Annotated in this window: 26 protein-coding genes; 7 read left to right on the top strand and 19 right to left on the bottom strand. The window is 68.7% G+C overall.

Annotated features, from left to right (window positions below; translation table 11 throughout):
* Positions 1-72 precede the first annotated feature (72 nt).
* The 11 genes from rbsD to EDF21_RS08860 form a co-directional block, all read right to left on the bottom strand.
* Positions 73-456 carry a D-ribose pyranase gene (rbsD, locus tag EDF21_RS08810; protein WP_056227974.1) on the bottom strand — a complete coding sequence of 128 codons (384 nt, stop codon included), beginning with the start codon at positions 454-456 and terminating at the stop codon, positions 73-75.
* Complete coding sequence (locus EDF21_RS08815; RefSeq protein WP_123571093.1) at positions 453-1,460, bottom strand: ribokinase; 1,008 nt, start codon at positions 1,458-1,460, stop codon at positions 453-455. The genes rbsD and EDF21_RS08815 overlap by 4 nt, the downstream gene beginning before the upstream one ends.
* Positions 1,457-2,407, bottom strand: coding sequence for a substrate-binding domain-containing protein (locus EDF21_RS08820; RefSeq protein ID WP_043595335.1), 951 nt, complete (start codon positions 2,405-2,407; stop codon positions 1,457-1,459). Before EDF21_RS08820 ends, EDF21_RS08815 begins: the two co-directional genes overlap by 4 nt.
* A 34-nt stretch (positions 2,408-2,441) precedes the next feature.
* On the bottom strand, positions 2,442-3,413 hold the full coding sequence (locus EDF21_RS08825; RefSeq protein ID WP_043595333.1) for an ABC transporter permease: 972 nt from the start codon (positions 3,411-3,413) through the stop codon (positions 2,442-2,444).
* 31 nt (positions 3,414-3,444) lie between these two features.
* Positions 3,445-4,962 (bottom strand): sugar ABC transporter ATP-binding protein, encoded by a 1,518-nt coding sequence (locus EDF21_RS08830; protein ID WP_123571094.1) that lies wholly within the window; start codon positions 4,960-4,962, stop codon positions 3,445-3,447.
* Between the two features lie 3 nt (positions 4,963-4,965).
* Positions 4,966-6,120 (bottom strand): LacI family DNA-binding transcriptional regulator, encoded by a 1,155-nt coding sequence (locus tag EDF21_RS08835; protein ID WP_123571095.1) that lies wholly within the window; start codon positions 6,118-6,120, stop codon positions 4,966-4,968.
* Between the two features lie 478 nt (positions 6,121-6,598).
* Positions 6,599-7,051, bottom strand: coding sequence for a 50S ribosomal protein L9 (gene rplI, locus EDF21_RS08840; RefSeq protein WP_043595329.1), 453 nt, complete (start codon positions 7,049-7,051; stop codon positions 6,599-6,601).
* Between the two features lie 14 nt (positions 7,052-7,065).
* Entirely contained in the window at positions 7,066-7,326 is a 261-nt protein-coding gene (rpsR, locus tag EDF21_RS08845) for a 30S ribosomal protein S18 (RefSeq protein WP_043595327.1), read from the bottom strand.
* A 51-nt stretch (positions 7,327-7,377) separates the two neighbouring features.
* Positions 7,378-7,953 carry a single-stranded DNA-binding protein gene (locus EDF21_RS08850; protein WP_043595325.1) on the bottom strand — a complete coding sequence of 192 codons (576 nt, stop codon included), beginning with the start codon at positions 7,951-7,953 and terminating at the stop codon, positions 7,378-7,380.
* 4 nt (positions 7,954-7,957) lie between these two features.
* Positions 7,958-8,356: a 30S ribosomal protein S6 gene (gene rpsF, locus EDF21_RS08855; RefSeq protein ID WP_054145729.1), complete on the bottom strand. Its 399-nt coding sequence runs from the start codon at positions 8,354-8,356 to the stop codon at positions 7,958-7,960.
* A gap of 191 nt (positions 8,357-8,547) precedes the next feature.
* Positions 8,548-9,987, bottom strand: coding sequence for a CCA tRNA nucleotidyltransferase (locus tag EDF21_RS08860; RefSeq protein ID WP_123571096.1), 1,440 nt, complete (start codon positions 9,985-9,987; stop codon positions 8,548-8,550).
* A 163-nt stretch (positions 9,988-10,150) separates the two neighbouring features.
* Here EDF21_RS08860 and EDF21_RS08865 point away from each other — a divergent pair, with 163 nt between their 5' ends.
* The 6 genes from EDF21_RS08865 (at position 10,151) to EDF21_RS08890 (ending at position 18,039) form a co-directional block, all read left to right on the top strand.
* Positions 10,151-12,379, top strand: coding sequence for a DUF6049 family protein (locus EDF21_RS08865; protein WP_123571097.1), 2,229 nt, complete (start codon positions 10,151-10,153; stop codon positions 12,377-12,379).
* Positions 12,376-14,040, top strand: a complete 1,665-nt coding sequence (murJ, locus tag EDF21_RS08870) for a murein biosynthesis integral membrane protein MurJ (protein ID WP_123571098.1) — start codon at positions 12,376-12,378, stop codon at positions 14,038-14,040. The genes EDF21_RS08865 and murJ overlap by 4 nt, the downstream gene beginning before the upstream one ends.
* Before the next feature lie 170 nt (positions 14,041-14,210).
* Entirely contained in the window at positions 14,211-15,203 is a 993-nt protein-coding gene (trxB, locus tag EDF21_RS08875; RefSeq protein WP_123571099.1) for a thioredoxin-disulfide reductase, read from the top strand.
* A gap of 48 nt (positions 15,204-15,251) precedes the next feature.
* On the top strand, positions 15,252-15,578 hold the full coding sequence (trxA, locus tag EDF21_RS08880) for a thioredoxin (protein ID WP_043595317.1): 327 nt from the start codon (positions 15,252-15,254) through the stop codon (positions 15,576-15,578).
* A gap of 117 nt (positions 15,579-15,695) precedes the next feature.
* Positions 15,696-17,000: a PLP-dependent aminotransferase family protein gene (locus tag EDF21_RS08885; protein WP_123571100.1), complete on the top strand. Its 1,305-nt coding sequence runs from the start codon at positions 15,696-15,698 to the stop codon at positions 16,998-17,000.
* 76 nt (positions 17,001-17,076) lie between these two features.
* Positions 17,077-18,039 carry a D-alanine--D-alanine ligase gene (locus EDF21_RS08890; protein ID WP_123571101.1) on the top strand — a complete coding sequence of 321 codons (963 nt, stop codon included), beginning with the start codon at positions 17,077-17,079 and terminating at the stop codon, positions 18,037-18,039.
* A 1,117-nt stretch (positions 18,040-19,156) separates the two neighbouring features.
* On the opposite strand, the gene EDF21_RS08900 is transcribed toward EDF21_RS08890, so the two are convergent.
* From EDF21_RS08900 to rpmH, 8 genes are all read right to left on the bottom strand, one after another.
* Positions 19,157-20,104 carry a ParB/RepB/Spo0J family partition protein gene (locus EDF21_RS08900; protein WP_123571103.1) on the bottom strand — a complete coding sequence of 316 codons (948 nt, stop codon included), beginning with the start codon at positions 20,102-20,104 and terminating at the stop codon, positions 19,157-19,159.
* Entirely contained in the window at positions 20,104-21,027 is a 924-nt protein-coding gene (locus EDF21_RS08905; RefSeq protein WP_123571104.1) for a ParA family protein, read from the bottom strand. The genes EDF21_RS08900 and EDF21_RS08905 overlap by 1 nt, the downstream gene beginning before the upstream one ends.
* 221 nt (positions 21,028-21,248) lie before the next feature.
* Positions 21,249-21,884, bottom strand: coding sequence for a 16S rRNA (guanine(527)-N(7))-methyltransferase RsmG (gene rsmG, locus EDF21_RS08910; RefSeq protein ID WP_123571105.1), 636 nt, complete (start codon positions 21,882-21,884; stop codon positions 21,249-21,251).
* Positions 21,885-21,894: 10 nt separating this feature from the next.
* Positions 21,895-22,458, bottom strand: coding sequence for a R3H domain-containing nucleic acid-binding protein (locus EDF21_RS08915; protein ID WP_123571106.1), 564 nt, complete (start codon positions 22,456-22,458; stop codon positions 21,895-21,897).
* Positions 22,455-23,411, bottom strand: a complete 957-nt coding sequence (gene yidC, locus EDF21_RS08920) for a membrane protein insertase YidC (RefSeq protein WP_056044230.1) — start codon at positions 23,409-23,411, stop codon at positions 22,455-22,457. The genes EDF21_RS08915 and yidC overlap by 4 nt, the downstream gene beginning before the upstream one ends.
* 10 nt (positions 23,412-23,421) lie before the next feature.
* On the bottom strand, positions 23,422-23,784 hold the full coding sequence (gene yidD / locus EDF21_RS08925) for a membrane protein insertion efficiency factor YidD (RefSeq protein ID WP_123571107.1): 363 nt from the start codon (positions 23,782-23,784) through the stop codon (positions 23,422-23,424).
* Positions 23,781-24,116 carry a ribonuclease P protein component gene (gene rnpA / locus EDF21_RS08930; protein ID WP_056044228.1) on the bottom strand — a complete coding sequence of 112 codons (336 nt, stop codon included), beginning with the start codon at positions 24,114-24,116 and terminating at the stop codon, positions 23,781-23,783. The genes yidD and rnpA overlap by 4 nt, the downstream gene beginning before the upstream one ends.
* A gap of 8 nt (positions 24,117-24,124) precedes the next feature.
* Positions 24,125-24,262 (bottom strand): 50S ribosomal protein L34, encoded by a 138-nt coding sequence (gene rpmH / locus EDF21_RS08935; RefSeq protein WP_043595303.1) that lies wholly within the window; start codon positions 24,260-24,262, stop codon positions 24,125-24,127.
* 388 nt (positions 24,263-24,650) lie between these two features.
* Between rpmH and dnaA the strand changes: the two genes are divergently transcribed.
* The gene (gene dnaA / locus EDF21_RS08940; RefSeq protein WP_056044226.1) at positions 24,651-26,066 is read left to right on the top strand and encodes a chromosomal replication initiator protein DnaA; all 1,416 of its coding nucleotides are present in this window, start codon (positions 24,651-24,653) and stop codon (positions 26,064-26,066) included.
* Positions 26,067-26,552 lie beyond the last annotated feature (486 nt).

Raw genomic sequence — 26,552 nt, forward strand, 5'->3', positions numbered from 1 at the left:
CGTTTCCGAAGAAGAACCACCAGGGATCGGGGTTCGTCTTCGTAAACGGGGTTCGAGGGGGGAGCAGGTGCCTCAGAAGGGGACGCCACAGCGCAGCACGACGTTGGCGTACGGGGTCGCCTCGCCCGTCCGGACGAGGAGGCGCGCCCCACCCGACAGCCGCTTGAGCTCGTCGTGCGAGACGTACGCCACGTCGTCGAACCGGGACGTGATCTGCGCACCCGCGGGGGAGTCGTGGCTCTCGTCCGCGGCCGTGCAGGCCTCGAAGACCACGTCGGTGGTGAGGGCGTCCAGCACGTCGGCGAAGGCCGGCAGGCCGTGGACGACGGCGAGGTCGACCACGGGGACTCCGGCAGGCAGGGGCAGTCCGCAGTCGGCGACGACCACGAGGTCGCCGTGGCCGAGTCCACTCACCGCGTGGTTCAGCTGGGCGTTGAGCAGGCCTCCGCGCTTCACGAGGTCACTCCGTCCGCTGAGTCGGCATCCGCCGACCCCTCCGTCGGGGCGGCAGCCGCCGCAGGCAGCTCGTCATCCAGCGTCGGGTACGACGCCTGCGTGCCGACGCCCGTCACCGAGAACGCCCCGACGCGCACGGCGTCCCGAGCGGCCTCGAGGAGCGACGCACCAGCGGCCAGTCCGGCGGCGAGGGCGCCGACGAAGGCGTCCCCGGCTCCGGAGGAGTCGACGGCCGCGACGCGAGGCGAGGCCACCAGCACGGTGCCCGACGCGTCGGAGACGATCGCGCCGGCGGCACCGCGGGTCATGACGACCGAGGTGACTCCCTGGGCGCGCAGGGAGGCGACGACCGACTCGTCGTCGACCCGCGCCTCCTCGTCCGACGCCGAGGCAGAATCAGAACCAGCCCACGCGGCCAGCAGCAGCCGACTCTCGTGCTCGTTGACGACCAACGGATCCGCGGCCTTCACCACGTCCGTCGGCACGTCGATCACCGGGGCGAGGTTGAACACCACGCGCCCTCCGGCGTGCTGCACGGCGGCGGCGATGCCGTCCACGGGGATCTCTCCCTGGAGGACGACCACCGCGGCATCGGCCAGCGCGCCTGCGTGCCCGCCGACGAACGACGCCGAGACGGCACCGTTCGCCCCGGGGACGACGACGATCGTGTTCTCGCTGTCGCCTCCGACGCTGACGATCGCCAGGCCGGTGGGCCCGGGGACGGTGTCGACGCCGCTGACGTCGACACCGCTCGAGCGGAGGTGGGGCAGGGCGTCGTCGGCCCGTCCGTCGTCGCCGACCGCGCCGATCATCACGGTGCGGGCGCCGCGACGAGCAGCCGCGACGGCTTGGTTCGCGCCCTTGCCGCCGGGGGAGAGGGTCATCGACGAGCCGATCAGCGTCTCGCCGGGCAGGGGCAGGCGGTCGACGGTCACGACCTGGTCGACGTTGATCGACCCGACCACGACGACCGTGCCGGCGCCCTGCGATTCAGGACCACTCATTCGGTGAAGTCACCCACGTTCTCCTTCGTGACGGTGATGACCTCGACGGCCTGGTCCGAGGGGCCCTCGTCGCCGCTGCCGCCGTTGACGGCCTTGACGGCCTGGTCGACCGCGAGGGCGCCGAGCTCGGCGGGCTGCTGCGCGATCGTGCTCGAGAGCGTACCGGCCTCGATGGCCTTGAGGCCGTCCTCGGTGCCGTCGAACGCTGCCACCTGGACGTCGGTGCCGGCGCGCGAGCCGAGCGCCTGGATCGCTCCGAGGCCCATCTCGTCGTTCTCGGCGAAGACGCCCACGGCGTTCGGGTGCGCCTGCAGCAGGTTGGTGGTCACGTCGAGCGCGGTGGCGCGGTCGAAGTTCGCGGTCTGCTGCGCGACGACGGTGATGTCGGGGTAGGCCGAGATGCCCTTGGTGAAGCCCTCACCGCGGTCGCGGCTGGCCGAGGTGCCCGCGACGCCTTGGAGCACGATGACCTCGCCCTTCTCGCCGATCGCCTCGGCGAGGGCCTTGGCGGCCTGCTCGCCACCGGCGACGTTGTCGCTCGCCACGAACGAGGCGACGTCGGCACCGTTCACCGCGCGGTCGACGGCGACGATGGGCACGTCGGCCTCGTTGAGCGCCTTGGCGGCAGGGCCCGCGGCGTCGCTGTCGACGGCGTTCAGGATGACGGCGTCGGCGGTCGAGGCCGCGGTCGCCAGCTGGTTGGCCTGGGTGGCCGAGTCGTTCTGGGCGTCGACGATCTCGAGGTCGACGTTCTGCTTCTTCGCCTCGGCGGTGGCGCCGTCGCGCAGCTCGACGAAGAACGGGTTGTTCAGGGTGCTGAGCGACAGGACCACCGTGGGGCGGTCCGCCTCTCCGGCGGGGGTGCGGTTGCAGCCGGCGGTGCCGGTCGCGACCAGGGCGGCGATCGCCGTGACGGTGGCGGCCTTGCGGAACGAGGTCAACTTCATCGTGTGTCCTTCGGGTTGGGTTGGGTGGAGGGGTTCAGCTGCTGCGCGTCTTGCGCCGCAGCACGTCGACGCCCACGGCGAGGGCGATGACGAGGCCGATGACGACCTGCTGCCAGAACGAGGTGACGTTCAGCAGGTTGAGGCCGTTGCGGATGACGACGAGAACGAGGGCGCCGATGATGGTGCCCGAGATGCGGCCGACGCCGCCGGCCAGGCTGGCGCCGCCGATGACGACCGCGGCGATGGCGTCGAGCTCGTAGCCCGAGGCCGCCTGCGGCTGGGCCGAGTCGAGGCGTCCGGCGAGCAGCAGTCCGGCGAGGGCCGCGAACAGCCCGGCCAGGCCGAAGACGGTGACGACGATGCGCTTGACCGGCAGGCCCGAGAGGCGCGCGGCCTCGGCGTTGCCGCCGACGGCGTACATCGAGCGGCCGATGACGGTGCGGTTGAGGATGAACGACGCGACGATCGCGGCCAGCACGAGCACGATGATCGGCACGGGCACCGGCCCGATGTTGCCCCCGAGGAACGACACGGCCGGGGGAGTCGCGATCGGGCGACCGTCCGACACGACGAGGGTCAGGCCGCGCGCCACGCTGAGCATGGCGAGCGTCGCGATGAACGACGGCAGCTTGCCGTACGCACTGGCGAACCCGTTGACCAGGCCGGCCACGAGGCCGGTGCCGAGCCCGAGGGCGAGCGCCAGGCCGCCGGGCAGCCCCGCCGTGGCGAAGAACCAGCCCGAGACCATCGCCGACAGCGCGGCGACCGAGCCGACCGAGAGGTCGATGCCGCCCGCGACGATGACGAAGGTCATGCCGAACGCCAGCACGGCGACGGTCGACACCTGGATGCCGATGTTGAGCAGGTTGCGCCCGGTCAGGAAGTCCGGCGTCGCGATGAAGAGGGCCAGGCACAGCACGACGAGCCCGACGAGGGCTCCGTTGGCGGCCAGGAAGGTCTTGATGTCGAAGGAGCGTCGCTGCGCCTTCACGGTGGTGGTGGTCATGGGTGTCGTCCTCGGGTCCGTGCTTCTCGGGTCAGTTCGTCGGGGGGACGTCGCGTGCCGCGAGCGTCATCAGGGTGTCCTGGGTGGCGTCGGCCGCGGCGACCTCGCCGGCGACGACTCCGTCGCGCATCACGAGGATGCGGTCGCTCATGCCCATCACCTCGGGCAGTTCGCTGCTGACCATCACGACCGCGCCTCCTGCGTCGGTGATGCGGTTCACCAGCTCGTAGATCTCGACCTTCGCGCCGACGTCGACGCCACGGGTCGGCTCGTCGAGCAGCAGCACCGTCGAACCGGCGATGATCCAGCGGCCGAACACGGCCTTCTGCTGGTTGCCGCCGGACAGCGAGCCGATCTCCTGGTCGATGTCGCGCATGCGGATCCGCAGGGTCGAGGCGACCTCGTCGGCCTTCGCACGCTGGCCGGCGAAGTCGACCAGGCCGCCCTTCGCGCTGCTGGCGAGCGTCGCGTAGCCGAGGTTGTCGTTGACGGAGGCGCCCAGCACGAGCCCCTGCGCCTTCCTGTCCTCGGGAACGTGGCCGACGCCCGCGGCGATGGCCCCGGCGACGTCGCCCTTCTTCAGGCGCTTGCCGCGCACGGTCACGCTGCCCGAGTCGTACTTGTCGACCCCGGCGATCGCGCGGACGACCTCGGTGCGACCGGCGCCGACGAGCCCGGCGATGCCGAGCACCTCGCCCGCCCGCACGTCGAACGAGACGTCGCGGAAGACCGACCCGGTCAGTCCGCGGACCTCGAGCACGACGGGGGAGTCGCCCTCGCTGCCCGGCGTGCGCGGGTACTGGTGCTCGATGTCGCGGCCGACCATCAGGCGGACGAGTTCGTCCTCGCCGGTCGACGCGGGCACCTCGGCGACGAACGCACCGTCACGCAGCACGGCCACGGTGTCGCCGATCTCGGCGATCTCGTCGAGGTGGTGGCTGATGAACAGCATGCCGACGCCGCGGGCGCGCAGCTGCTCGACGACGCGGAAGAGGATCTCGGTCTCGTGCCGGGTCAGCGCCGCGGTCGGCTCGTCGAGGATCAGGATGCGCGCGTCGATGCTCAGCGCCTTCGCGATCTCGACCAGCTGTTGACGGGCGATGCCGAGCTCGCCGACCTTCTGGTCGACGTCGACGTCGAGCCCGATCAGGTCGAGGGCCGCACGGGCGCGCTTCTTGAGCTCCTTGCGGTCGACCAGGCCGAATCGCGTGGGGAACCGCCCCATCATCACGTTCTCGGCGACGCTGAGCGACGCGACGAGGTTGAGCTCTTGGTGGATCGTCGCGATGCCGAGCTTCTCGGCGGCGTGCGTGTTCGGCAGGTGGACGGCCTCGCCGTCGACCAGCACGCGGCCGGCGTCGGGCTGGTACACGCCCGACATCATCTTGATCAGGGTGGACTTGCCGGCGCCGTTCTCACCGAGCAGCACCTGCACCCGGCCGGGCCGGACGTGCACGGTGACGTCGTCGATGACCCGCACGGGGCCGAACGACTTGCTGACGTTCTCGAGCGTGAGCAGGGGGCGATCGTCGTCGATCGAATGGGGCATGGGTCAGTTCCTGCCGAGGGGTCGGGGTGGGGTGGGGTCGGTCGGTTCTGTGGGGTCCGTCGGGTCCGTCGGGGACGAGGAGGCGCGGGTCGCGGTGGACCTGCGCGTCGCCGAGGTGCCGCTCGCGGATCCGCGACCCGCGCCTCCTGCGGTTCCGCCGGAGGCGCGGGTCGTCGACTCGCGGACGATCAGTTCGCTGGGCAGCACGACCGAGTCGGGCGTGCGCCCGTCGATGACCTCGTGCAGCAGCTGGACGGCGATGCGGCCCATCTCCTCGACGCTGTGCGCGATGACGGTGAGGGCCGGGTCGAGCAGCGAGAACCACTCGATGTCGTCGAACGCGACGACCGAGACGTCGGTGCCCATGCGCATGCCGAGCCGGTTGAGCATGGCGATGGCGCCGACGGCCATGAGGCTGTCGGCCGCGAGCAGGGCGGTCGGCGGCTCGTCGAGCTCGAACAGGGCGTGAACGGCGGCCGAGCCACTGGCGGACTGGAAGTCGCCGACGTAGACCAGGTCGGGGTCGGTGCTGAGGCCGAGTTCGGCGGCCGCTGCGGTCCAGGCCTCGAGTCGCTCGCGTCCGGTGGACACGCTCTGCGGGCCCGCGACGTACCCGACGCGCTCGTGACCGAGGTTGACCAGGTGCTGCACGGCGGCCCGGATGCCGGGGACGCTGTCGGTCGTCACGCTCGGCACGTCGACGCCGGGGATCGTGCGGTCGACGAACACCGTCGGCACCTCACGGGCGAGCAGCGAGTCGATGCTGGCGGAGTCGGTGCCCTGCGGGGCGACGATGACGCCGTCGACGCGACGCGAGATGAGGGTGTCGAGGTAGCGGTCCTGCTGCTCGCGGTTCTCGTTGGCGTTGCCGAGGAGGGTGACGTAGCCGAGTTCGAGCAACGACTGCTCGATGGTGTGGGCGAGGTCGGCGAAGAACGGGTTGCGGACGTCGGACACGAGCAGGCCGACCGTGTCGGAGCGGGTCGAGCGCAGGGCACGAGCCTGCGCGTTCGGCCGGAAGTCGAGCTCGCGCACGGCCCGTTCGACCTGGGCCCGGGACTCGGCGGAGGTGGCCGGGTTGCCCGACAGCACGCGCGAGGCCGTCGCCGCCGAGACGCCGGCGCGCTGCGCCACGTCCCTGATCGTCACGGTGTTCATCGGGCTCTACCTCGTCGTAGTGGTGCGGGTCGCAGGGTGTTCGCCCGGCGTGGAATCGATTCCATGGAACCGATTCCACGAGAGTAGACGAGCCGCCCCCTCCTGTCAACGCGAGCTGCCGCCGCCTCGTGATGCCTGCCGCTGCACCCGGTTTCGAGCCGAACACCCGGTTGCAACCGGGTGCATCCTTCGAAACCGGGTGCATCGCGACGCAGGACGCCCCCGAGGAGGCGCGGTGCCCACCCCAGCCGCCCCGCGCCTCCTCGTCCCCCCGCCCTCCCGGCCCGGCCCCCCCTTCCCGGCGAGCCCATGAACCCCGTTCACGAAGATGAACCACGGTGCACCGGGGTTCATCTTCGTGAACGGGGTTCATCGCGCCCCCCGGCCGAAGCCCGCACCCCCGAGCACGCAGAAGAGCGGCGGCCCCCCGAGGGGGACCGCCGCTCTCGCGTACAGCAGGCGCCGAGGCGCCGGGGTGCTACTTGGCCGAGACGACCGTCAGCGTGATCGTCGCGATGACGTCCTCGCGCAGGCGGAGGGTGGCTTCGTGCTCACCCGTCACCTTGATGGTCGTGGGGATCTCGACCTTGCGCTTGTCGATCGTCGCGACGCCCTGGGCGGTGACCGCGTCGGCGACGTCCGCCGGGCGGACCGAGCCGAACAGACGGCCGTCGGCACCGGTCTTCACCGTGAGACGGATCTTCTGGGCCTCGAGGCGCTGCTTGAGGTCGTGGGCCTCTTCGATCGTCTTGAGCTCGCGGGTCTCGCGGGCCGTACGGATCTGAGCGACCTGCTTCTCGCCACCGCGGCTCCACGCCACGGCGAAGCCCTGGGGCACCAGGTAGTTGCGGGCATAGCCGTTCTTGACGTCGACGACGTCACCGGCGGAACCGAGGCCGGAGACCTCGTGGGTCAGGATTACCTTCGACATGGTGGTCCTTCCGATCAGCGGCCGGAGCCGGCGTAGGGGAGGAGCGCCATCTCACGGGCGTTCTTCACGGCACGGGCGATGAGGCGCTGCTCCTGGACGGAGACGCCGGTGATGCGACGGGCGCGGATCTTTCCACGCTCCGAGATGAACTTGCGCAGGGTCGCGACGTCTTTGTAGTCGATGACACCGACGCGGATCGACTTCGCGGGCGCGGCGTTCTTGCCGCCCTTACCGCGGAGGGGCTTGCGGCGGTCGCCGCTGCTCTTTCCAGCCATTGGTTTCTACTTTCGATGAATGAAGAAGTACTAAAAGGGGAACGGCGAGGCCTAGAAGGGCGTCTCGTCGTTGTAGGTGCCGTTGCCACCGGGGGTGTTCCACACGTCGCCGCCAGAGGTGTTGCCACCCTGCTGGCCGCCGGCGGGCTGACCCCACGGCTCTTGCGCCTGACCGCCGCCGACCTGAGCCGGCTGGCCACCACGGTTGCCACCGCCGTTGCCACCCCCGAAGGAGCCGCCACCGGCAGCGCCGTCGCGGGAGGACGCAGCGCGCGTCACCTGAGCGGTCGCGTACCGCAGCGAGGGGCCGATCTCGTCGATCTCGAGCTCCATGCTGGTGCGCTTCTCGCCCTCTTTGGTCTCGTACGAGCGCTGCTTGAGTCGGCCCTGAGCGATGACCCGGCTGCCCTTGGTGAGGCTGCTGGCCACGTGCTCGCCGAACTCGCGCCACACGCTGGCACGGAGGAAGAGCGCCTCGCCGTCCTTCCACTCGTTCGACGCGCGGTCGAACGTGCGGGGGGTCGACGCGATGGTGAAGTTCGCGACCGCGAGCCCGTTCTGCGTGTACCGCAGCTCGGGGTCACTGGTGAGGTTCCCCACCACTGTGATGACGGTCTCGCCAGCCATCGGACTACTCGGCAGCCTTCTCGGCGGCGGGAGCAGCCGGGGCGGCAGCGGCGTTGGCGGCCTTGCGGGCGGCCTTCTCGTCGCTGACCTTCTTGGCGGCGGCGACCATGGCGATCGCCTCTTCGGCACGCAGGACCTTGGTGCGCAGCACGGCCTCGGAGAGACCCAGCTGGCGGTCGAGCTCGACCGTGGCGGCCGAGTTCGAGGTCAGGTTGACGACGGCGTAGATGCCCTCGGTCTTCTTGTTGATCTCGTAGGCCAGGCGACGACGTCCCCAGATGTCCACGTTGTCGATCGTTCCGCCATCGTTGCGGATGACGTTGAGGAACTTGTCCAAGCTCGGGGCGACGGTGCGCTCATCGATCTCGGGGTCCAGGATGACCATCAGTTCGTACTGGTGCATGACTAACCCACCTCCTTCGGACTTAACGGTCACAGACGGTCTGTGACAGGAGGGTGTTCATGACGTGGCGCCGCCGTGAGGCAGACGCAACCTTCCCAGCGTAGCCGAGCGCGCCTCCTGAATCAATGCCGGGGCGGCGGTCGCCGGCCCCCGAGAGCCGAGGAGGCGCGGGTCGACACCCGTCGGGCTGGTTACGCCCCAGCGCTCTCGCGTGCGCTCCACCAGGCCAGCAGGCGCTCGGTGGCGACCTCGGCCCCCAGCGGCCCCTCTTCGGTCCGCAGCTCGAGGAGGAAGCGGTAGGCCTCGCCGACCTCGCGGCTCGGGCCGATGCCGAGCACGCGTTGGATGTCGTCGCCGTCGAGGTCGGGCCGCAGCGAGTCGATCTCTTCACGCTCCCGCAGCTCGGCGATCCGCGCCTCGAGGTCGTCGTAGGCGAAGCCGAGCCGGTCGGCCTTGCGGCGGTTGCGCGTGGTCACGTCGGCGCGGGTGAGCATGTGCAACCGCTCGAGCTGGTCACCGGCGTCGCGGACGTACCGGCGCACGGCCGAGTCGGTCCAGCCTCCCTCCGTGTAACCAAAGAACCGGAGGTGCAGCTCGATCAGCCGGGACACGGCACCGATGGTGTCGTTGTCGAAGCGCAGCGCCTTCAACCGCTTCTTGGCGAGCTTGGCGCCGACGACGTCGTGGTGGTGGAAGGTGACGACGCCGCCCGGCTCGAGGCGCCGCGTGGCGGGCTTGCCGCAGTCGTGCAGCAGGGCCGCCAGGCGCAGCGTGAGGTCGGGTGCCTCGCCCGGGTGCCGCTCGCGCTCGTAGCCGATGGCCTGGTCGAGCACGGTGAGGCTGTGCTCGTACACGTCCTTGTGGTGGTGGTGCTCGTCGACCTCGAGGCGCATGGCCGCGAGCTCGGGCACGACATGGTCGGCGAGCCCGGTGTCGACCAACAGCCGGACACCGTCTCGGGGGGTTTCGGTCTTGAGCAGCTTCGACAGCTCGTCGGCGACCCGCTCGACCGAGACGATCGAGAGGGTCTCGGCCCGGGCGGTCATCGCCTCGCGCACCTCGTCCGACACCGTGAAGCCGAGCTGCGCCGTGAACCGGGCGGCTCGCATCATGCGCAGGGGGTCGTCGCGGAACGAGTCGACCGCGGTGCCCGGGGTGGCGAGCCGCGCCTCCAGCAGGTCGTCGACACCGCCGGACGGGTCGACGAGCACGCGCTGGGGCAGACGCAACGCCATCGAGTTGACCGTGAAGTCGCGACGGACCAGGTCGCCCTCGAGGGTGTCGCCGAACTCGACGACGGGCTTGCGGGTCTCGCCGTCGTAGACGTCGCTGCGGTACGTGGTGATCTCGACGGTCTCGCCGTCGACGCGGGCGGCGATCGTGCCGAACGCGCGGCCGACGTCCCAGTGCGCCTCGGCGAGGGGGACGACGATCGCCAGGATCTCGTCGGGGTCGGCGTCGGTCGTGAAGTCGAGGTCGTTGACCGGGCGGCCGATGAAGGCGTCGCGCACCGGACCGCCGACGAGGGCGAGCTCGTGACCGGCCGCGGCGAACGCGGCGGCGAGCTTCTCGATGCGGGGGGTGGCGGCCAGATCGTCCAGTCGCTGCAGGGCCCGTGCGACGCTGTCCATGACGAAAGAGCTTGCCACAGCCGAGGAGGCGCGGGCTGAGTCCCCGACGGCGCCTCGCGACCCCGTCGTCCCCCTCGCAGGCGCTTCGCCGCTGCTTCTTGGTCGGCGTTGCCTAGACTCGGCATGCTCGAACGGCCCCTGTCGCCGTCGACACCTGACGCCTATGAGACTCTTCTTCGCCGTGATCGCCGCCCTGTTGGCGGTGTTCGTCGTGTCGGCGGGACTGCCGGCCACGGCGGCACGAGCGGCGTCCGCCCCTGCGGGCGACGGCGTCACGATGACCGTCGAGCCGGCCTCCGACGGCGTGCTGCGACCCGACGACGACCTCACCCTCGGGGTCACCGTGACGAACGACGGCGACAGCGACCTCGCGGCGACGAAAGCCCGGATCTACCTCGACCGCGAACCGTTCACCACGCGGTCCAAGCTCGCCTCGTGGCTCGATCCCGACGACGTCTCGGGTGACGACTACCTGGGGCGCCAGCTCGTCCAGGTCGACGTGCCGGCGGTCTCCGCCGGGTCGTCCGTGGCGCTCGACACCGTCGTGGTGCCCGCCGACCGCCTCTCCCTGACCGGCCGCGCCTTCGGGGCACGCGCGCTCGGGGCCCGCGTGCTCGACGCCTCGGGCAGCCAGGTGGCGCAGACCCGCAGCAGCGTGGTCTGGTACCCCGCCGACAGCTTCCAGCCGACCCGCGTCGCGGTCGCCGTGCCGATCACGACGCCCGAGAGCGAGACCGGCGTCCTCGACGCCTCCGCCCTCGCCGCCTACACCTCCGACGGCGGGGTGCTCCGACGCGAGCTCGACGCCGTGTCGGGCACGGGCGCGACCCTCGGCGTCGACCCGATGATCGTCGCGTCGATCCGCCTGCTCGGCACCGAGGCCCCGCAGTCCGCCGTCGACTGGCTCGCCGAACTGCAGGCCCTGCCGAACGACATGTTCCCCCTGGCCTACGCCGACGCCGACGTCGCGGGGCTGCGTCAGGCCGGCGCCACGTCGGTCCCGGCCGTGACCTCGCTCGACACCCTGGTCGACCCCGCCCGGTTCGAGGGCATGCCGGCAGCGACCGACACGCCCACCGAGGCCCCGAGCCAGGGCACGGACGACGGCTCGGGCACGGGCGTCGCCGGGTCCGACCCCTCGGCCCTGCCGAGCGACGGGTCCACCGCCGAGCCGACCGCCGAGCCCACGCCCGGCGACGGCGTGGTGCTGCCGACCACCGCTCAACTGCTCGACTTCCCGTGGACGCAGCGCGACGTCGTCTGGCCGCGGGAGTCGTCCGTCGTGTCCGCCGACCTCACGACGTTCGCCGCCGGGCCGTACACGTCGACCATCGTCTCCAGCGGCAACGTGGACGTCGACGGCGACTCGACCGAGAACGCCGCGGTCACGGTTGGTGGCGTCCCGGCCGTCGTCTCGGACGACCCCTTGTCGACGCTGGTCACCCAGGCGGCCGAGGCGACCTCCCTCGCCGAGTGGCAGTCCACGATGGCCCGGCTGTCCGCCACCGTCGCCACCGTCGCCTACGAGCGACCGAGCGACGCCCGCACCCTCCTGACGACGCTCGAGCGGGAGTGGCCGTCGACCGGCCAGTTCCTCACCCGCACCCTCCAGGCCGTCGACGGCCTGCCCTGGGTCAGCGGCGCGACCCTGACCGACGCGTTGGCGAGCACCCCCTCGACGGCGACCGTCGTCGACAGCCCCGAGAGCGACGCCCGACTGGACCAGTTGAGCGAACTCGTCTCCGCCGACCAGAAGGTCGTCGACTTCTCGACGGCCCTCGCCGAACCGCAGTTCGTCACCGAGACGGCCCGGCTGCGGACGATGGCCCTGGCGTCGCACGCCTGGCGCGACAACGTCGACGGGTTCCCCGCCGAGGTCGCCTCGGCCGTGGCCGACGCGACGGCGACGTCGGGTCTCGTGGCGGTGGTCCAGGGCTCGCCGATCGCCATCCTCGGGGACCGCTCGGCCCTGCCCCTCTACCTCGAGAACCGGACCGACTCCGTCGCGACAGTGATGCTGAACCTGACGCCGTCGAACTCCATCCTCTCGATCGAGCGCAGCCCCATCGAGGTCACGATCCAACCGCAGTCCCAGACCCGGGTCAGCGTTCCCGTGCAGTCCGTCGCCAACGGCACGGTGTCCGTGCAGCTGCAGCTGGTCAGCCTCTCGGGCGTGGCGATCGCGACCCCGGTCGACGTCCCGCTCTCGGTCCAGGCCGGGTGGGAGACCGCCATCACCTGGATCTTCGGCGTCGCCTTCGCCGCACTCTTCCTCGGCGGCCTGTACCGCACCTTCCGCAAGCGCCGCAGGGCGCGCGACGAGGCCCGGTCCTCCGGCGACGGCCCGTCACCCGATGCGGCCGCCTCGCCGCCCGTCCAGGAGTCCATGTGAGCAACCAGGGCGGTCTCGGTCGCGCCAGCATCCTCCTCGCGTCCGGGACGATGGTCTCGCGCGTCCTCGGCTTCGTGAAGGCGGCCGTGCTGGCCGCGGCGATCGGGCAGTCGGCGAGCCGGGCGGCGGACTCGTTCGCCCTCGCGAACCAGCTCCCGAACAACATCTACGCGCTGATCGCGGGCGGCCTCCTCAGCGCCGTCCTCGTGCCCCAGATCGTGCGGGCGGCGACGTCCGACGACGGGGGCCAGCGGTTCATCAACAAGATCGTGACCCTCGGCACGATCGTCTTCGCGGCCGTCGGCCTGGCCGGCACGCTGCTCGCACCCGTGCTCGTCCGCCTCTACGCTCAGCAGAGCTCGGACGGCGGGGCGGGGTTCACCTCGGACCAACTCGCCCTCGCGACGGCCTTCGCATACTGGTGCCTGCCGCAGATCTTCTTCTACGCCATGTACTCGTTGCTGAGCGAGGTGCTCAACGCCCGGCAGGTGTTCGGACCCTTCACCTGGGCTCCCGTGCTCAACAACGTCGTGGCCATCGCCGGCCTGGTCGTCTTCATCGTGATGTTCGGCGGTGCCGTCGAGAACTCCGCGGTCGACGTCTGGACCGGCGACCGGATCTTCGTCATCGCGGCCACGGCCACCCTCGGCGTCCTGGCCCAGGCGGCGTTCCTGTTGCTCTTCTGGCGCCGCGCGGGTCTGACCTTCCGCCCCGACTTCCGCTGGCGCGGCGTCGGCCTCGGAGCCACCGGCAAGGCCGCCGGCTGGCTGTTCGGCATGGTCCTCGTCACCCAGCTGGCCGGGCTGGTGCAGAGCCGCGTCGCCACCCTGGGAAGCGAGGTGGGGGCGTCGAACGCGGTCCTCGCGAACGCCTGGCTGCTCTTCATGCTGCCGCACGGCATCATCGCCGTGTCGATCGGCACCGCCTACTTCACGCGCATGAGCGGCCACGCCTCGCGTGGCGACCTGCGGGCCGTCCGCACCGACATGTCGCAGTCCCTCCGCGCCATCGGCATGTTCATGGTGTTCGCCGCCGTCGCCATGTGCGTCGTGGCCTACCCGTTCGCGCGGTTCTTCGAGGTCGACTTCGCCGGGTCGACCCGCACCGCCGAGGTCATCCTCGGCTACATGCCCGGCCTCGTCCTGTTCAGCGTCCTGTTCATCGTGCAGCGGGTGTTCTACTCGATGCACGACCAGCGCACGCCGTTCTTCCTGCAGCTCGTCCAGTCGGGCATCTTCGTCGCGGGCGTTGCGATCTCGGCCGCCGTGGTGCCGCCCGAGCGCATCGCGATGGCGATCGCCATCACCACCTCGATCGCCGGCTCGAGCCAGGCCGTGGTCGCGCTCGTCGTCGTCAAGAAACGGCTGGGCGGCATCGACGGCCGCTGGGTGCTGCGCCGCTACGTCCAGTTCTTCGCCTTCTCGCTCGTCGCCGGTGCCGTGGGCCTCGTCGTCGTGACCGTCCTGGGTGGTTTCGCCGCCGACGGGTTCGCGCAGTCCGGTCGCGTGCCGGGCGTGCTGACGGTCGTCGTGGCCGGGGCCGTCATGGGGCTGGTCTACGGCGCCCTGCTCTGGTTCGCCCGCATCCCCGAGTTGCGGGTGCTGACCACGCCGGTGACCGCTCGTCTCGCACCCGCCGTCTCGCGCCTCCTGCGTCGCTGACCCGTCACGGCGGCCGCCGCAGCCCCGCGGCCCCGCGTCCGCTGCCAGGCCGGCGGGAATGCCCCGTCGGTAGGATGCGTTCCACCAGACGATCGAGGGATCCGACCGCACGAGCCATCGCTCGCGGGTCGTCTTCCCGCTCGTGAAGTTCTCCCCCCAGGAAGGTGCCCATGCGCCAGGTCATCATCATCGGTTCCGGCCCCGCCGGCTACACGGCCGGCATCTACGCCGCCCGGGCCGGTCTGCGCCCCCTCATCGTCGCGAGCTCGGTCGAGGCCGGTGGCGAACTCATGAAGACCACCGAGGTCGAGAACTTCCCCGGCTTCCCCGACGGCATCCAGGGCCCCGAGCTCATGTTCAAGATGCAGGAGCAGGCCGAGAAGTTCGGCGCCGAAGTGCTGCTCGACGACGTGACCGCCGTCGACCTGACCGGTGACGTCAAGAAGGTCACGCTCGGCAACGGCACCGTCGAGGAGAGCCTCACGGTGATCTTCGCCACGGGCAGCGCGTACCGGAAGCTCGGCCTCGCCGACGAAGAGCGCCTGAGCGGACGCGGCGTCAGCTGGTGCGCCACCTGCGACGGCTTCTTCTTCAAGGAGAAGGCGATCGCCGTCGTCGGCGGCGGCGACTCCGCGATGGAGGAAGCGACGTTCCTGACCCGCTTCGCCTCGAAGGTCTACGTCATCCACCGCTCGAGCAGCCTGCGCGCGTCGAAGATCATGCAAGACCGGGCTCACGCCAACGACAAGATCGAGTTCCTCTTCGACAAGCAGGTCACGGCCATCCTCGGTGGCGAGAAGGCCACCGGCGTCACCCTGACCGACACGGTCGACGGCAGCACGACCGACCTCGACCTCGACGGCCTCTTCATCGCCATCGGCAACGACCCGCGCGTGCACCTCGTCCACGGCCAGGTCGACCTGACCTCGGACGGCACGATCGCCGTCCAGGGGCGCAGCTCGAAGACCAACCTGACCGGCGTCTTCGCCGCGGGCGACGTCATCGACGCCACCTACCGGCAGGCGGCCACCGCCGCGGCCTCGGGCACCGTCGCCGCGCTCGACGTCGAGCACTACCTGGCCTCGCTCGACCAGACCTTCCTGGCCGAGCAGACCGTCGGGTCGGCCGAGGGCGTCGAGACGTCCGAGTCCGTGGTCGCCTGACCCGCGCCTCCTGAAGCCAACCCAGATCACCCTGACGAAAGGAACACCATGAGCAGCGCCAAAGCAGTGACCGACGCGTCCTTCGAGGCCGACGTCCTCAATTCCGACAAGACGATCCTCGTCGACTTCTGGGCCGAGTGGTGCGGCCCGTGCCGCGCCGTCTCGCCGATCCTCGACCAGATCGCCGCCGAGCACGGCGACAAGATCGAGATCGTCAAGCTCAACGTCGACGACAACCCCCAGACCGCCATGAAGTACCAGATCACCTCGATCCCGGCCATGAAGGTCTACCGCGGTGGCGAGGTCGTCAAGACCGTCATCGGCGCCAAGCCCAAGCCGGCCCTCGAGGCCGACCTGGCGGAGTTCATCGCGTAGTCGACACCGACACCACGACGAGAGCCCGCCCAGCACACGCTGGGCGGGCTCTCGTCGTCCCCGGTCGGGACGGGCATAGTCTTGACCGATTCACCCTCTGACAGAACAGGGACACCGATGAGCGACAAGGGCACCAACCTCGACCCGTGGTACGACTCGTACGCCGACCGTACGGCCGGCCTCAGCGCCTCCGAGGTCCGAGCCCTGTTCGCCGTCGCCTCGCGCCCCGAGGTCGTCTCGCTGGCCGGCGGCATGCCTTACGTCTCCGCCCTGCCCCGAGAGCTCGTCACGGGGGCCATCGACCGCGTCATGGCCGACGGGGGAGCGATGGCGATGCAGTACGGCAGCGGCCAGGGCACCCCGGCCATCCGCGAGCACATCATGCAGATCATGGCGATGGAGGGCATCCGCGGCAGCGCCGACGACGTCGTCGTCACCACGGGCTCGCAGCAGGCCCTCGACCTCGTCACCCGCCTCTTCGTGAACCCGGGCGACGTCGTGCTCGCCGAGTCGCCGAGCTACGTGGGCGCCCTGGGGGTCTTCAAGGCGTACCAGGCCGACGTCGTGCACGTCCCGATGGACGAGCACGGGCTCGTGCCCGAGGCCCTGCGAGAGGCCATCGCGGCCGTCACCGCTCGTGGGGGTCGCATCAAGTTCCTCTACACGATCCCGAACTTCCACAACCCGGCCGGTGTCACCCTCACGTGGGCCCGACGCGTCGAGATCCTCGAGATCTGCCGCTCGGCCGGCATCCTCGTCCTCGAGGACAACCCCTACGGGCTGCTCTACTTCGACCAGCCGGCCCCGCAGGCGATGCGCTCGATCGACGACGAAGGCGTCATCTACCTCGGGTCGTTCTCGAAGACGCTGGCACCCGGCTTCCGGGTGGGTTGGGCACTCGCCCCGCACGCCATCCGCGAGAAGCTCATCCTCGCCAACGAGTCCGCCACGCTCTCGCCGAACTCCTTCGGGCAGTTCGTCATCACCGAGTACCTCGACCAGGCCGACTGGCGTGGGCAGATCGAGACCTTCCGTGGCCTGTACCGCGAACGGCGTGACGCGATGATCTCCGCGCTGGGGGAGTACCTGCCGTCGCTCACGTGGAACGTCCCCGACGGCGGCTTCTTCGTCTGGGTCGGACTCCCGGCCGAACTCGACTCGAAGGCCATGCTGCCCCGCGCGGTGAAGGAACTCGTGGCCTACACCCCCGGTACGGCGTTCTTCGCCGACGGCGACGGGCGTCAGAACATCCGCCTGTCCTTCTGCTACCCGACGCCCGAGTCCATCCGCACCGGTGTCGCGCGCCTGGCGAACGTCGTCAACGGAGAACTCGACCTGCTGCGCACGTTCTCGACAGCCAGCCTGTCGAACCGGGCCGCGCGCCCGCAGAGCGTCGTGGTGCCGCCGCCGAACACCATTTGACCAGCATTTTCATCGTCTCGTAGCCGTCCGGACCACGAGACGGTCCTGCGTCGTGACACGAAGAAGAGGTTCCACCATGGCATCGAGCGAACTGCGTACCGTCACCGTCCTCGCCGGCGGCATCTCGCACGAACGTGACGTCTCCCTCCGATCGGGGAGGCGCGTGGTCGACAGCCTCGTCACCCACGGCATCGAGGTCGAACTCCGCGATCCGGACGCCTCGTTGCTCGGACACCTCACCGCGTCACGTCCCGACGTCGTGTGGCCGGCCCTGCACGGAGCGAGTGGTGAGGACGGCGCCCTTCGCGGACTGCTCGAGGCGCTCGACGTGCCGTTCGTCGGCAGCACGGCGGCGGCCGCGCGACTGGCCTGGGACAAGCCGACCGCCAAGGAGCTCGCACGTCGCGCCGGTGTCTCCACACCGCGCGGCATCACGCTGTCCCACGACGCCTTCCGCGAGCTCGGGGCCGTCGGTGTCTTGGCGGCCATCGCCGACGAACACCCGGTGCCCGTCGTCGTGAAGCCCGCACGGGGTGGCTCGGCCCAGGGCGTCACGGTCGTCGACGACATCGGGGCGTTGCCCAGGGCCATGGTCGACGCGTACACGTACTGCGACGACGTCATCGTCGAACAGAAGATCACGGGCACCGAGATCGCCGTCGGGGTCATCGACACCGGTGACGGGCCCCTTGCCCTGCCTGCCGTGGAGATCGTTCCTCGCCAGGGGTTCTACGGCTTCGAGGCGCGCTACAACGCGGGGGAGACGACGTTCTTCACGCCCGCACGGCTCGACGCCGTCGCGTCGGAGTCGGCGGCGCGGGCTGCCGTGGCCGTCCACGAGGCCCTCGGGCTGCGCCACTTGTCGAGGGTGGACCTGATCGTGGATGCCGCGGGGACCCCGTGGTTCCTGGAGGTCAACGTCCTGCCCGGACTGACCGAGACGTCGCTCGTCCCGATGGCCCTGGAGTCCGCCGGCTACGAACTGGGCATGTTCTACGCCGCTCTGGCTGAAAAGGCCGTCACCGACCACCTCCGCTGACGACACGTGGTCGACGTTTCACGTGAAACGTCGGGCTGCCGGGGTACTGCAAGCCCATGGTCGATCTTCTGGGCATACAGGTGCAATGAGTGGACGCACCCAGGATCATCGACGATCCCTGCACCTTCGTTGTCGTCTGCCCGTGGTCTGGACACAGAAGTAGCCCGTGAACTGTATGTTTTATCGAACCTCGACGGCTCCCTAGAAGCAACGACGAACCATCAAACGTCAAGTCTGACGAACCCGTCGGTGGTCATCAGGCCCGAGTTGGAACGTTGCCGCAGACGAAGTGCGACCGCCGCCAAGAGCGCCGTCATACAGGCACAGAGCCATGCATCCGGGCCTCCATGTCGAACCGCTCGAGGAAGACGTAGCATCGTCGACCACTCTGGCTCAGTTTCCAGAGTCCACTTTGCGTCACCATATGCCCAGGAAGTGCAGCTGACGGCGCGCGCATCCTATGTATGCACTGCCCTGAAGGCGGGTCTGGACCCGCGTCGACACGGTGTCTCTATCTCCACAGGGCCTGAACCTGCATCTGTCCGTGCATGAGAACCTCCGCTCGCCCCCGCGTCAGTCCATTCGCCCCTACTGGCAGTCATGCAACCACCTGCGCCCGCACCTCGGCGTACCCCTGCCATCGCACTGCACCCGCGGGTGCGCGTGCGGGTGCGCGTGCGGGTGCGCGTGCGGGTGCGCGTGCGCGTGCGCGTGCGCGTGCAGTTCGCGCCGGCGACCGCACACCCTCCGCCCTGCACCTGCGCGCGTCGAACGCCTGCACCTGCACCTGCACTTACACCGCAAGCCTCTGGTGCTGCTTCGAAGACACCGGATCACGGCCGAAATCAGCACCGGTCCACTCCAGCAGGAACCCTGCCTGCCGTTACCGCCAAAAAAGCCGCTCACCAACACCCTCTGGAGAGAACCCCTGCCAGATCCTCGCGCCGGAGAGGCCGATTGCGGCAAGACTGGCAGCACTGTTTCACGTGAAACACCCCACCTCAACGCCCTCACGTGACGTTCCCGTCCAACAAACACGAACCGCCCCTACCGGCAAAGGCAGGGGCGGCCGATGTTTCACGTGAAACCGATGCCGCTCAACGCTGAGGGCAATGAGTCACGACTCCTGGTCGTGTCCCAACTGGCCGAGGATGCGATTCAGGTCCTGCATCGACGCGAAATCGATGGTGATCGACCCCTTTCGAGCGCCCAAGGACACCTTGACCCGCGTCTCGAACCGGTCACCAAGGGTCTCTGCCACCTCGTCCAGATGAGCCTGATGCTTGCCGGGAGTGGCCGTGCGCGTCGACTTCGGCTTCGCGCTGCCACCTGCAGCGATGGCCTCAGCAGCTCGCACACTGAGGTCCTCGTTGACGATGCGATCCGCAAGACGAGCCATGAGGACCGGGTCACCCGTGCTCAGGATCGCCCGAGCGTGGCCTGCAGTGAGGACGCCGGAGGCGACTCGCCGTTGGACGGCTGCCGGCAACCTCAGCAGCCTCAGGGTGTTCGTGATCTGGGGGCGGCTCCGACCGATGCGGGTCGCCAATTCATCCTGGGTGATGCCGAAGTCGGCAAGAAGTTGCTGATAAGCAGAGGCTTCCTCTAGGGGGTTGAGCTCGGCGCGATGCAGGTTCTCCAGCAGGGCATCCCGCAGCATCGCGTCGTCGGCGGTGTCTTTGACGATGGCGGGGATCGTCGCGAGCCCCAGCTCTTTGGTCGCTCGCAGGCGCCGCTCACCCATGACCAGCTCGTACTGTGCTGCTCCCTTGCCGCCGTTCTTGATCGGGCGGACGACGATGGGCTGCAGTAGGCCCACCTCTCGGATCGAGGTCACCAACTCGGCAAGCTCTTCCGCGCGGAACTCGGCCCGAGGCTGCTGCGCGTTCGGAGTGATGTCCAGCGGATTCAGGTTGGCGAGACGAGCGCCCGGCACGGCGATGAGTTCGTCGGCCGTCTGCTGTGCCGTCGGGAAGAAGACGTCGACCGGGCGGTCCTGGCTCTCGTCGGAGACGGGGATGAGGGCGCCGATGCCGCGCCCGAGACCGGTTCGCTTGGTTGCCATTACTGGGGTGCTCCTCGACGTGCTAGTTCGGCGGCCGCCTCGAGGTACGAGATCGACCCGGGGGAGTTGGTGTCGTAGCTGATGACGGTCTGCCCGTAACCGGGGGCCTCACTGATCCTGACGGACCGGGGTATGAGAGTGTTCAGTGCCTCATCAGGGAAATGCTCGCGAACGTCGGCGACGACCTGCTGAGCAAGGTTCGTCCGGCCGTCGTACATCGTCAGCAGGATGCTCGACACCTTGAGCTTGGGGTTCAGGTGCTTCTCGATCAACTGGATGTTGCGCAGCAGCTGGCTCAACCCCTCGAGTGCGTAGTACTCGCACTGGATGGGGATGAGCACTTCACTGGCTGCGACGAACGCGTTGATCGTGAGCAACCCGAGTGACGGAGGGCAATCGATGAAGACGTAGTCGTAACGATCGCCGGCGTCCTCGGTCTTGCTGAGGTACTCGGACAACGCCCTGCTCAGTCGTTGCTCGCGAGCGACGAGTGAGACGAGTTCGATCTCGGCGCCGGCGAGATGGATGGTCGCGGGGATGCAGAAGAGCGTGTCGAACTCCGGGCTCTTCTGGACGACGTCCGCTACCTCGCCGTCGTTCACCACGACGTCGTAGACACTCGGGGTCTCTGCCCGGTGTTCCACACCGAGGGCCGTGGAGGCGTTGCCCTGGGGATCGAGATCGATGACCAGAACCTTGGCCCCACTCCGCGCAAGGGCGGCGGAGAGGTTGACGGTGGTCGTGGTCTTGCCGACACCGCCTTTCTGGTTCGAGACGGTGATCACTCGGGTCGAGGCGGGCGACGGGAGCGGTTCGCGAGACAGGGCCTTCTTACGACGGTTCAGGTCGGCAAGCTCGCGAGCCAGGGGAGTGCTTCTGTCGTCGTCAGCCGAGGAACTCACTGAGGGTCTCCGTATCGCCATGTTTCACGTGAAACGACCTACCCGGAGGTGTGATCACGCCGCTGCGAGGCGGCACGGTGATCATCGGGGATCGGAGACCGAGTCTATCGGCAGGCCCCGACAAAGACGGGGACCCGAGGTCCGCGTGCCTGCCGAACCACTTCGGTCGACACGGAGCGCAAACCCCGAGTAGTCGAACATGACCTGGTCAAAGCCACATTACCGTCGCTCACTCGGACCAGTCAGTCCAAGGTGGCGATGAACACCCGGGTCGTCTCGTCGACGAGCCCCACGCCCAGTTCACGAGCCTCGACGTCGATGAGGTGATGGCGGGCGATCACCTTGCGGGCGGCGGCGATCTCGTCGTCGACCCGAGCGCCCTTCATCAACAGCAGCTGCCCCCCGGTCTTCACCAGCGGCGCCGTCAGCGGGATCAACTTGGAGAGGGCCGACACGGCTCGAGCGGTCGCCTGGTCGAGCCAACCCTCCAGCTGTACGTCCTCGGCACGGGCACGGACGACCTCGACGTTGTCGAGCCCCATTCGATCGGCTTCAGCCGTCAGCCAGTCGACGCGCCGTTCCATCGGCTCGATCAGGACGAGCGTGGCGTCCGGACGAGCAGCAGCGAGCACGAGTCCCGGCAGGCCGGCTCCCGACCCGATGTCCCCGACGCGACCCGCGACCAGCAGAGGTGCCAACAAGCCACAGTTGACGACGTGGCGAGTCCAGAGACGCGGCAGCTCGAGCGGTCCGATCAGGCCGAGTTCTTCGCCGTGCTGGGCTAGGTCGGCCACATAGCGGCGAACGACGTCGAGTCGGTCGCCGAAGATCGTCGCCGCGACGGCGGGCTCGACCTCGAGGGTCGACGTGTCGGTCATCTCGTCCGGCTCAGGGACGCGTGATGACGGTGTGACGGTCGCGGCCTTCGCCCTCGGACTCCGAGGTGAATCCCCGCGCCGCGACGATGTCGTGCACGAGTTTGCGCTCGTAGGACGACATGGGGGGCAGGGCCGCCGAAGTGGCGCCGTCCTCGAGCTTCGAGACCGCGTGGTCGACCAGGCGTCCGAGTTCCGTCTCGCGAGTGGCGCGGGATCCCCCGATGTCGAGGATGAGGCGGGAGAACTCACCCGTCTTGGTCTGCACCGCGATGCGGGTCAGCTCTTGGAGGGCGTTGACGGTGTCGGGCTTCGACAGGACGCGCAGCTTCTGCTCACCACTCGAGTCGACCGAGATGTACGAACGACCACCGCGGACCTCGATGTCGATGTCGCCGTCGAAGTCGCAGATGTCGAGCAGCTCTTCGATGTAATCGGCTGCGATGTCGCCCTCGTCGAGGACGTCGGCGGCGTCGCCCGAGGCGACCTGCGCCTCCTCGGTGTCGTTCGAGACGACGGCGTCGTCGTTCTCGGCGGCGGGCTCGACGATGTCGGTCGTGGAGTCGTCAGAGGTCATTTCTTGGGGCCGTTCTGCTTCTTGGAGCGGTTCTTGCCGACGGGCTGGGTCCGCTGGGTCGTCTTCGGCACCGCAGGCGCCGACTCGATCTCGGTCACGGTGATGCTCGGGAGTCCCTTGCGCTGCTGCTTGCGCGCGAGGCGCTCTTCACGCGCCAGGGCCGCTTCGCTGCCGGGGGTGGGCATGTTGCGGATGACCAGGAACTGCTGGGCCATGGTCCAGACGTTCGAGGTGAGCCAGTAGAACATGACGCCGAGGGGGAACGACAGGCCCGAGAAGACGAACACGAGGGGGAGGAAGTACAAGAGCATGCGCTGCTGCTTGAACATGGGGCTCGCCTTGGTCTCGGGCGACATGTTCTTCGAGACGATCTGCAGCTGCGTGATGAACTGCGAGGCGGTCATGATGACCACCATCGCTCCGGCCATCAGGCGGACCTCCCAGGTGGTGGCACCCAGGAAGGTCTCCTTCAGGGGGGCGCCGAAGAGAGCCGACTCACCGAACGAGTTCGAGAGCGCCGCGTTCAGCAGGCCGATGCCCACCTTCTCTTGCTGCGCGTTGTGCAGCACGGTGTAGAGGCTGAAGAAGATCGGCATCTGGATCAGCAGGGGCAGGCACGAGCTGAGCGGGTTCGTCCCCGTGTCCTTGTAGAGCGCCATGGTCTCGCGCGACATCGCCTCGCGGCTGAACTGGTCGCGCTTACCCTTGTACTTGTCCTGGATCTTCTTGAGCCGGGGCGCGATCTCCATCATGCGTCGCTGGCTCTTGATCTGGCGGACGAAGATCGGGATGAGGCACGCCCGCACCACGAGGACCAGGCCGACGATCGAGAGCACCCACGTGCTGCCGGCCGCGGTGTCCATGCCGAACGCCGTGAGGACGTTGTGGAAGCCGACGAGGATCGCCTCGACGACCCATCTCAGGGGCCAGAGGATGGTGCCGATGAAGTCCATGGTGTTCGGGTCAGCCCTTTCCGTGGCTCTGTGCGGCGATGCGGCCCGTCCCGAGGAGGTCGGAGGCGGTGGTGCCGGATCGCGGTGTCACGAAGCCGGACTTCGTGACGCGGTACTTCTGTGTACGGGGCTCGGGGACGTCGTCGACGCCTCCGGCTGCCCAGGGGTGACACCGGGCGATGCGCCAGCTGCCCATGGCCACGCCCCGCACGACGCCGTGCAGCTGGATGGCCTCGAGGGCGTACCGGGAACACGACGGGTAGTAGCGACAGACGTCGCCGTAGAGCGGGGAGACGACGGCGCGGTAGACGCGGAGGATGAGGACGCACGCGTTGCGGGGAAGCAACGCGACGAACTGCACCGCTCTTGTCACGCTCTCACGCCCCTGTCGACCACCTCGGAGATGTCCGACAGCAGGGTAGACCACGCAACGTCGGGGCTGCCTGGCAAGGCTCTGATCACGACGTCGAGCCCGCCGGGGATCGTCGGCAGGAGTTCGTGGCACACCCCCTTGAGCCGGCGCCGGACCGTGTTGCGGACGACCGCGTTGCCCACGGTCTTCGCCACGATGAAACCGAACCGGACCAGCTCGTCGTCACGACGCCGCACGTAGACGACCGAATGCGCCGTGCCCGACTTGCGGCCACGGCGCACGGTGGTTCGGTAGTCGTCTGCGCGGACGATCCGGTTGGCCCGGGCCAACACGGAAGTGGCTACGCCGAGAGCTCGGTGCGACCCTTGCCACGACGGGCGGCGAGGATAGCGCGGCCGGCACGCGTACGCATGCGAGCACGGAAACCGTGCTTCTTGGCCCGACGACGGTTGTTCGGCTGGAACGTTCTCTTGCTCATGGTGGTCCTCCAGGAAAGCGGACCAGGCCTGTTGCCACGATCCGAGAAGTCTTGTACAGCCAACGCGGCTGAAATCAACTGATTAAAAGTACGCGTGATCGGAGCCCGGGTCAAACGGCCGCTTCCCAGGAGGTTTGTCCACAGTGTTGAAAACTCTGATTGCGGACTCCACACCCCGTCGAACTAAGGTGGGTACTTCTCGCGGTACTTCCGCGTGACGACGGGGAACACGCAGCGATCCCGGCCCGAACGGCGCCAACCGATCGGTGGAGAAAGCTGTGCATAACTCGTCCCGCACTCGTACCCTTCGAACACCGTCGGGTGAACGCGACCCGCACGCGGAGGCGGCCGGATCCGTCCGCTGCCGAACCGCGAGAAAGAGACTCCAGTGGCGCACACCGTCGACCCGGTCCAGGACCTGTGGCGTTCCGTCCTCGCGACGCTGACGACCGACGACCGCATCACGCCGCAGCTGCACGGCTTCATCAGCCTCGTGGAGCCCAAGGGCGTGCTGGGCGGCACCCTCTACCTCGAGGTGCCCAACGACCTGACCCGCGGCATGCTCGAACAACGGATCCGTGAGCCCCTCCTCGAGTCCATCGCCGGGTTGGGCGACACCTCGGTCTCGAGCTTCGCCATCACCGTCAACCCCGACATCACCCCCGACACCCTCACGCAGCAGGTCGAGCAGTCGGAGCCGGTCCACTACATCGAGGCACCCTTCGTGCCGGCGCCGGTCGAGACGAGCGCGAGCGGGAAACGCAACGACTCCCGCCTGAACCCGAAGTACAGCTTCGACAACTTCGTCATCGGTGCGTCGAACCGGTTCGCCCACGCCGCGGCCGTCGCCGTCGCCGAGGCTCCGGCCAAGGCATACAACCCGCTCTTCGTCTACGGGGAGTCGGGGCTGGGCAAGACCCACCTGCTGCACGCCATCGGCCACTACGCCGAGACCATGTACCCGGGGATCCGGGTCAGGTACGTCAGCAGCGAGGAGTTCACGAACGACTTCATCAACTCGATCGCCAACAACCGGTCGAGCCTCTTCCAGCAGAGGTACCGAGAGATCGACATCCTGCTGATCGACGACATCCAGTTCCTGCAGGGCAAGGACAGCACCCAAGAGGCGTTCTTCCACACCTTCAACACCCTGCACGATCACGACAAGCAGCTGGTGATCACCAGCGACCTGCCGCCGAAGCACCTCACCGGCTTCGAGGACCGCATGCGTTCGCGCTTCGAGTGGGGCCTGATCACCGACGTCCAGGCTCCCGACCTCGAGACCCGCATCGCCATCCTGCGCAAGAAGGCCCAGAGCGAGAAGCTGCAGATCCGCGACGAGGTCCTCGAGTTCATCGCGACCAAGGTGTCGAGCAACATCCGTGAGCTCGAGGGCACCCTCATCAGGGTCACGGCCTTCGCCAGCCTGAACCGCACCGCCGTCGACCTCGCCCTCGTCCAGACCGTCCTCAAGGACCTGATCACGCTCGACGAGGACAACATCATCGCGCCGGTCGACATCATCAACCACACCGCGGACTACTTCAAGCTGACGGTCGACGACCTCTACGGATCGTCCCGCTCACAGGCCATCGCCACGGCCCGCCAGATCGCCATGTACCTGTGCCGCGAACTCACGAGCCTGTCACTGCCGAAGATCGGACAGCTGTTCGGCAACCGCGACCACACGACGGTCATGTACGCCAACAAGAAGATCAGCGAACTGATGAAGGAACGCCGTTCGATCTACAACCAGGTGACCGAACTCACCAGCCGCATCAAGCAGGACACCCGTTACAAGTGACGGGACGGCGGGCCAGGCCGGCTCGTCCTCCACGACCGTCCCGTCCGGGCGCCGACCACGTGTCGGCGCCCGTTCGTCGTTCCAGGGGGCGCTCGACGGGTGTGAGGGGGCCCTGGGGAGTCACGTTCCACACAGTGTGGATAACTTGTGGAAACTCGTGGATAACCGTGTCGACCTTGTTCACGGATCCGGGGGACCTGTGGGATCCCACTCGGAGCGACCGGCAGACCCCGAGCATTCTTGTCATTCGGTTCCACACGCCGTCCACAAGTCACACGCGTGTAGTTCCGCCGAGCCCCGGGGTTTTAAACAGGTTATCCACACTGTGCACAACGGTTAAGACTGTTAATCCTGGTTACAAGAAATTGATGGAGAGACAACCTTGTGGATCGATCCGGGCCCGGAGCTTCGGCTTTCGCCTCCCGGAAGGGCGGACCCCGATGCTGTGCCACTATTAACCGGCCATCCACGAGAGCGAAGTCGATA

Source organism: Frigoribacterium sp. PhB118 (genome assembly GCF_003751725.1).
Taxonomy (GTDB): domain Bacteria; phylum Actinomycetota; class Actinomycetes; order Actinomycetales; family Microbacteriaceae; genus Frigoribacterium.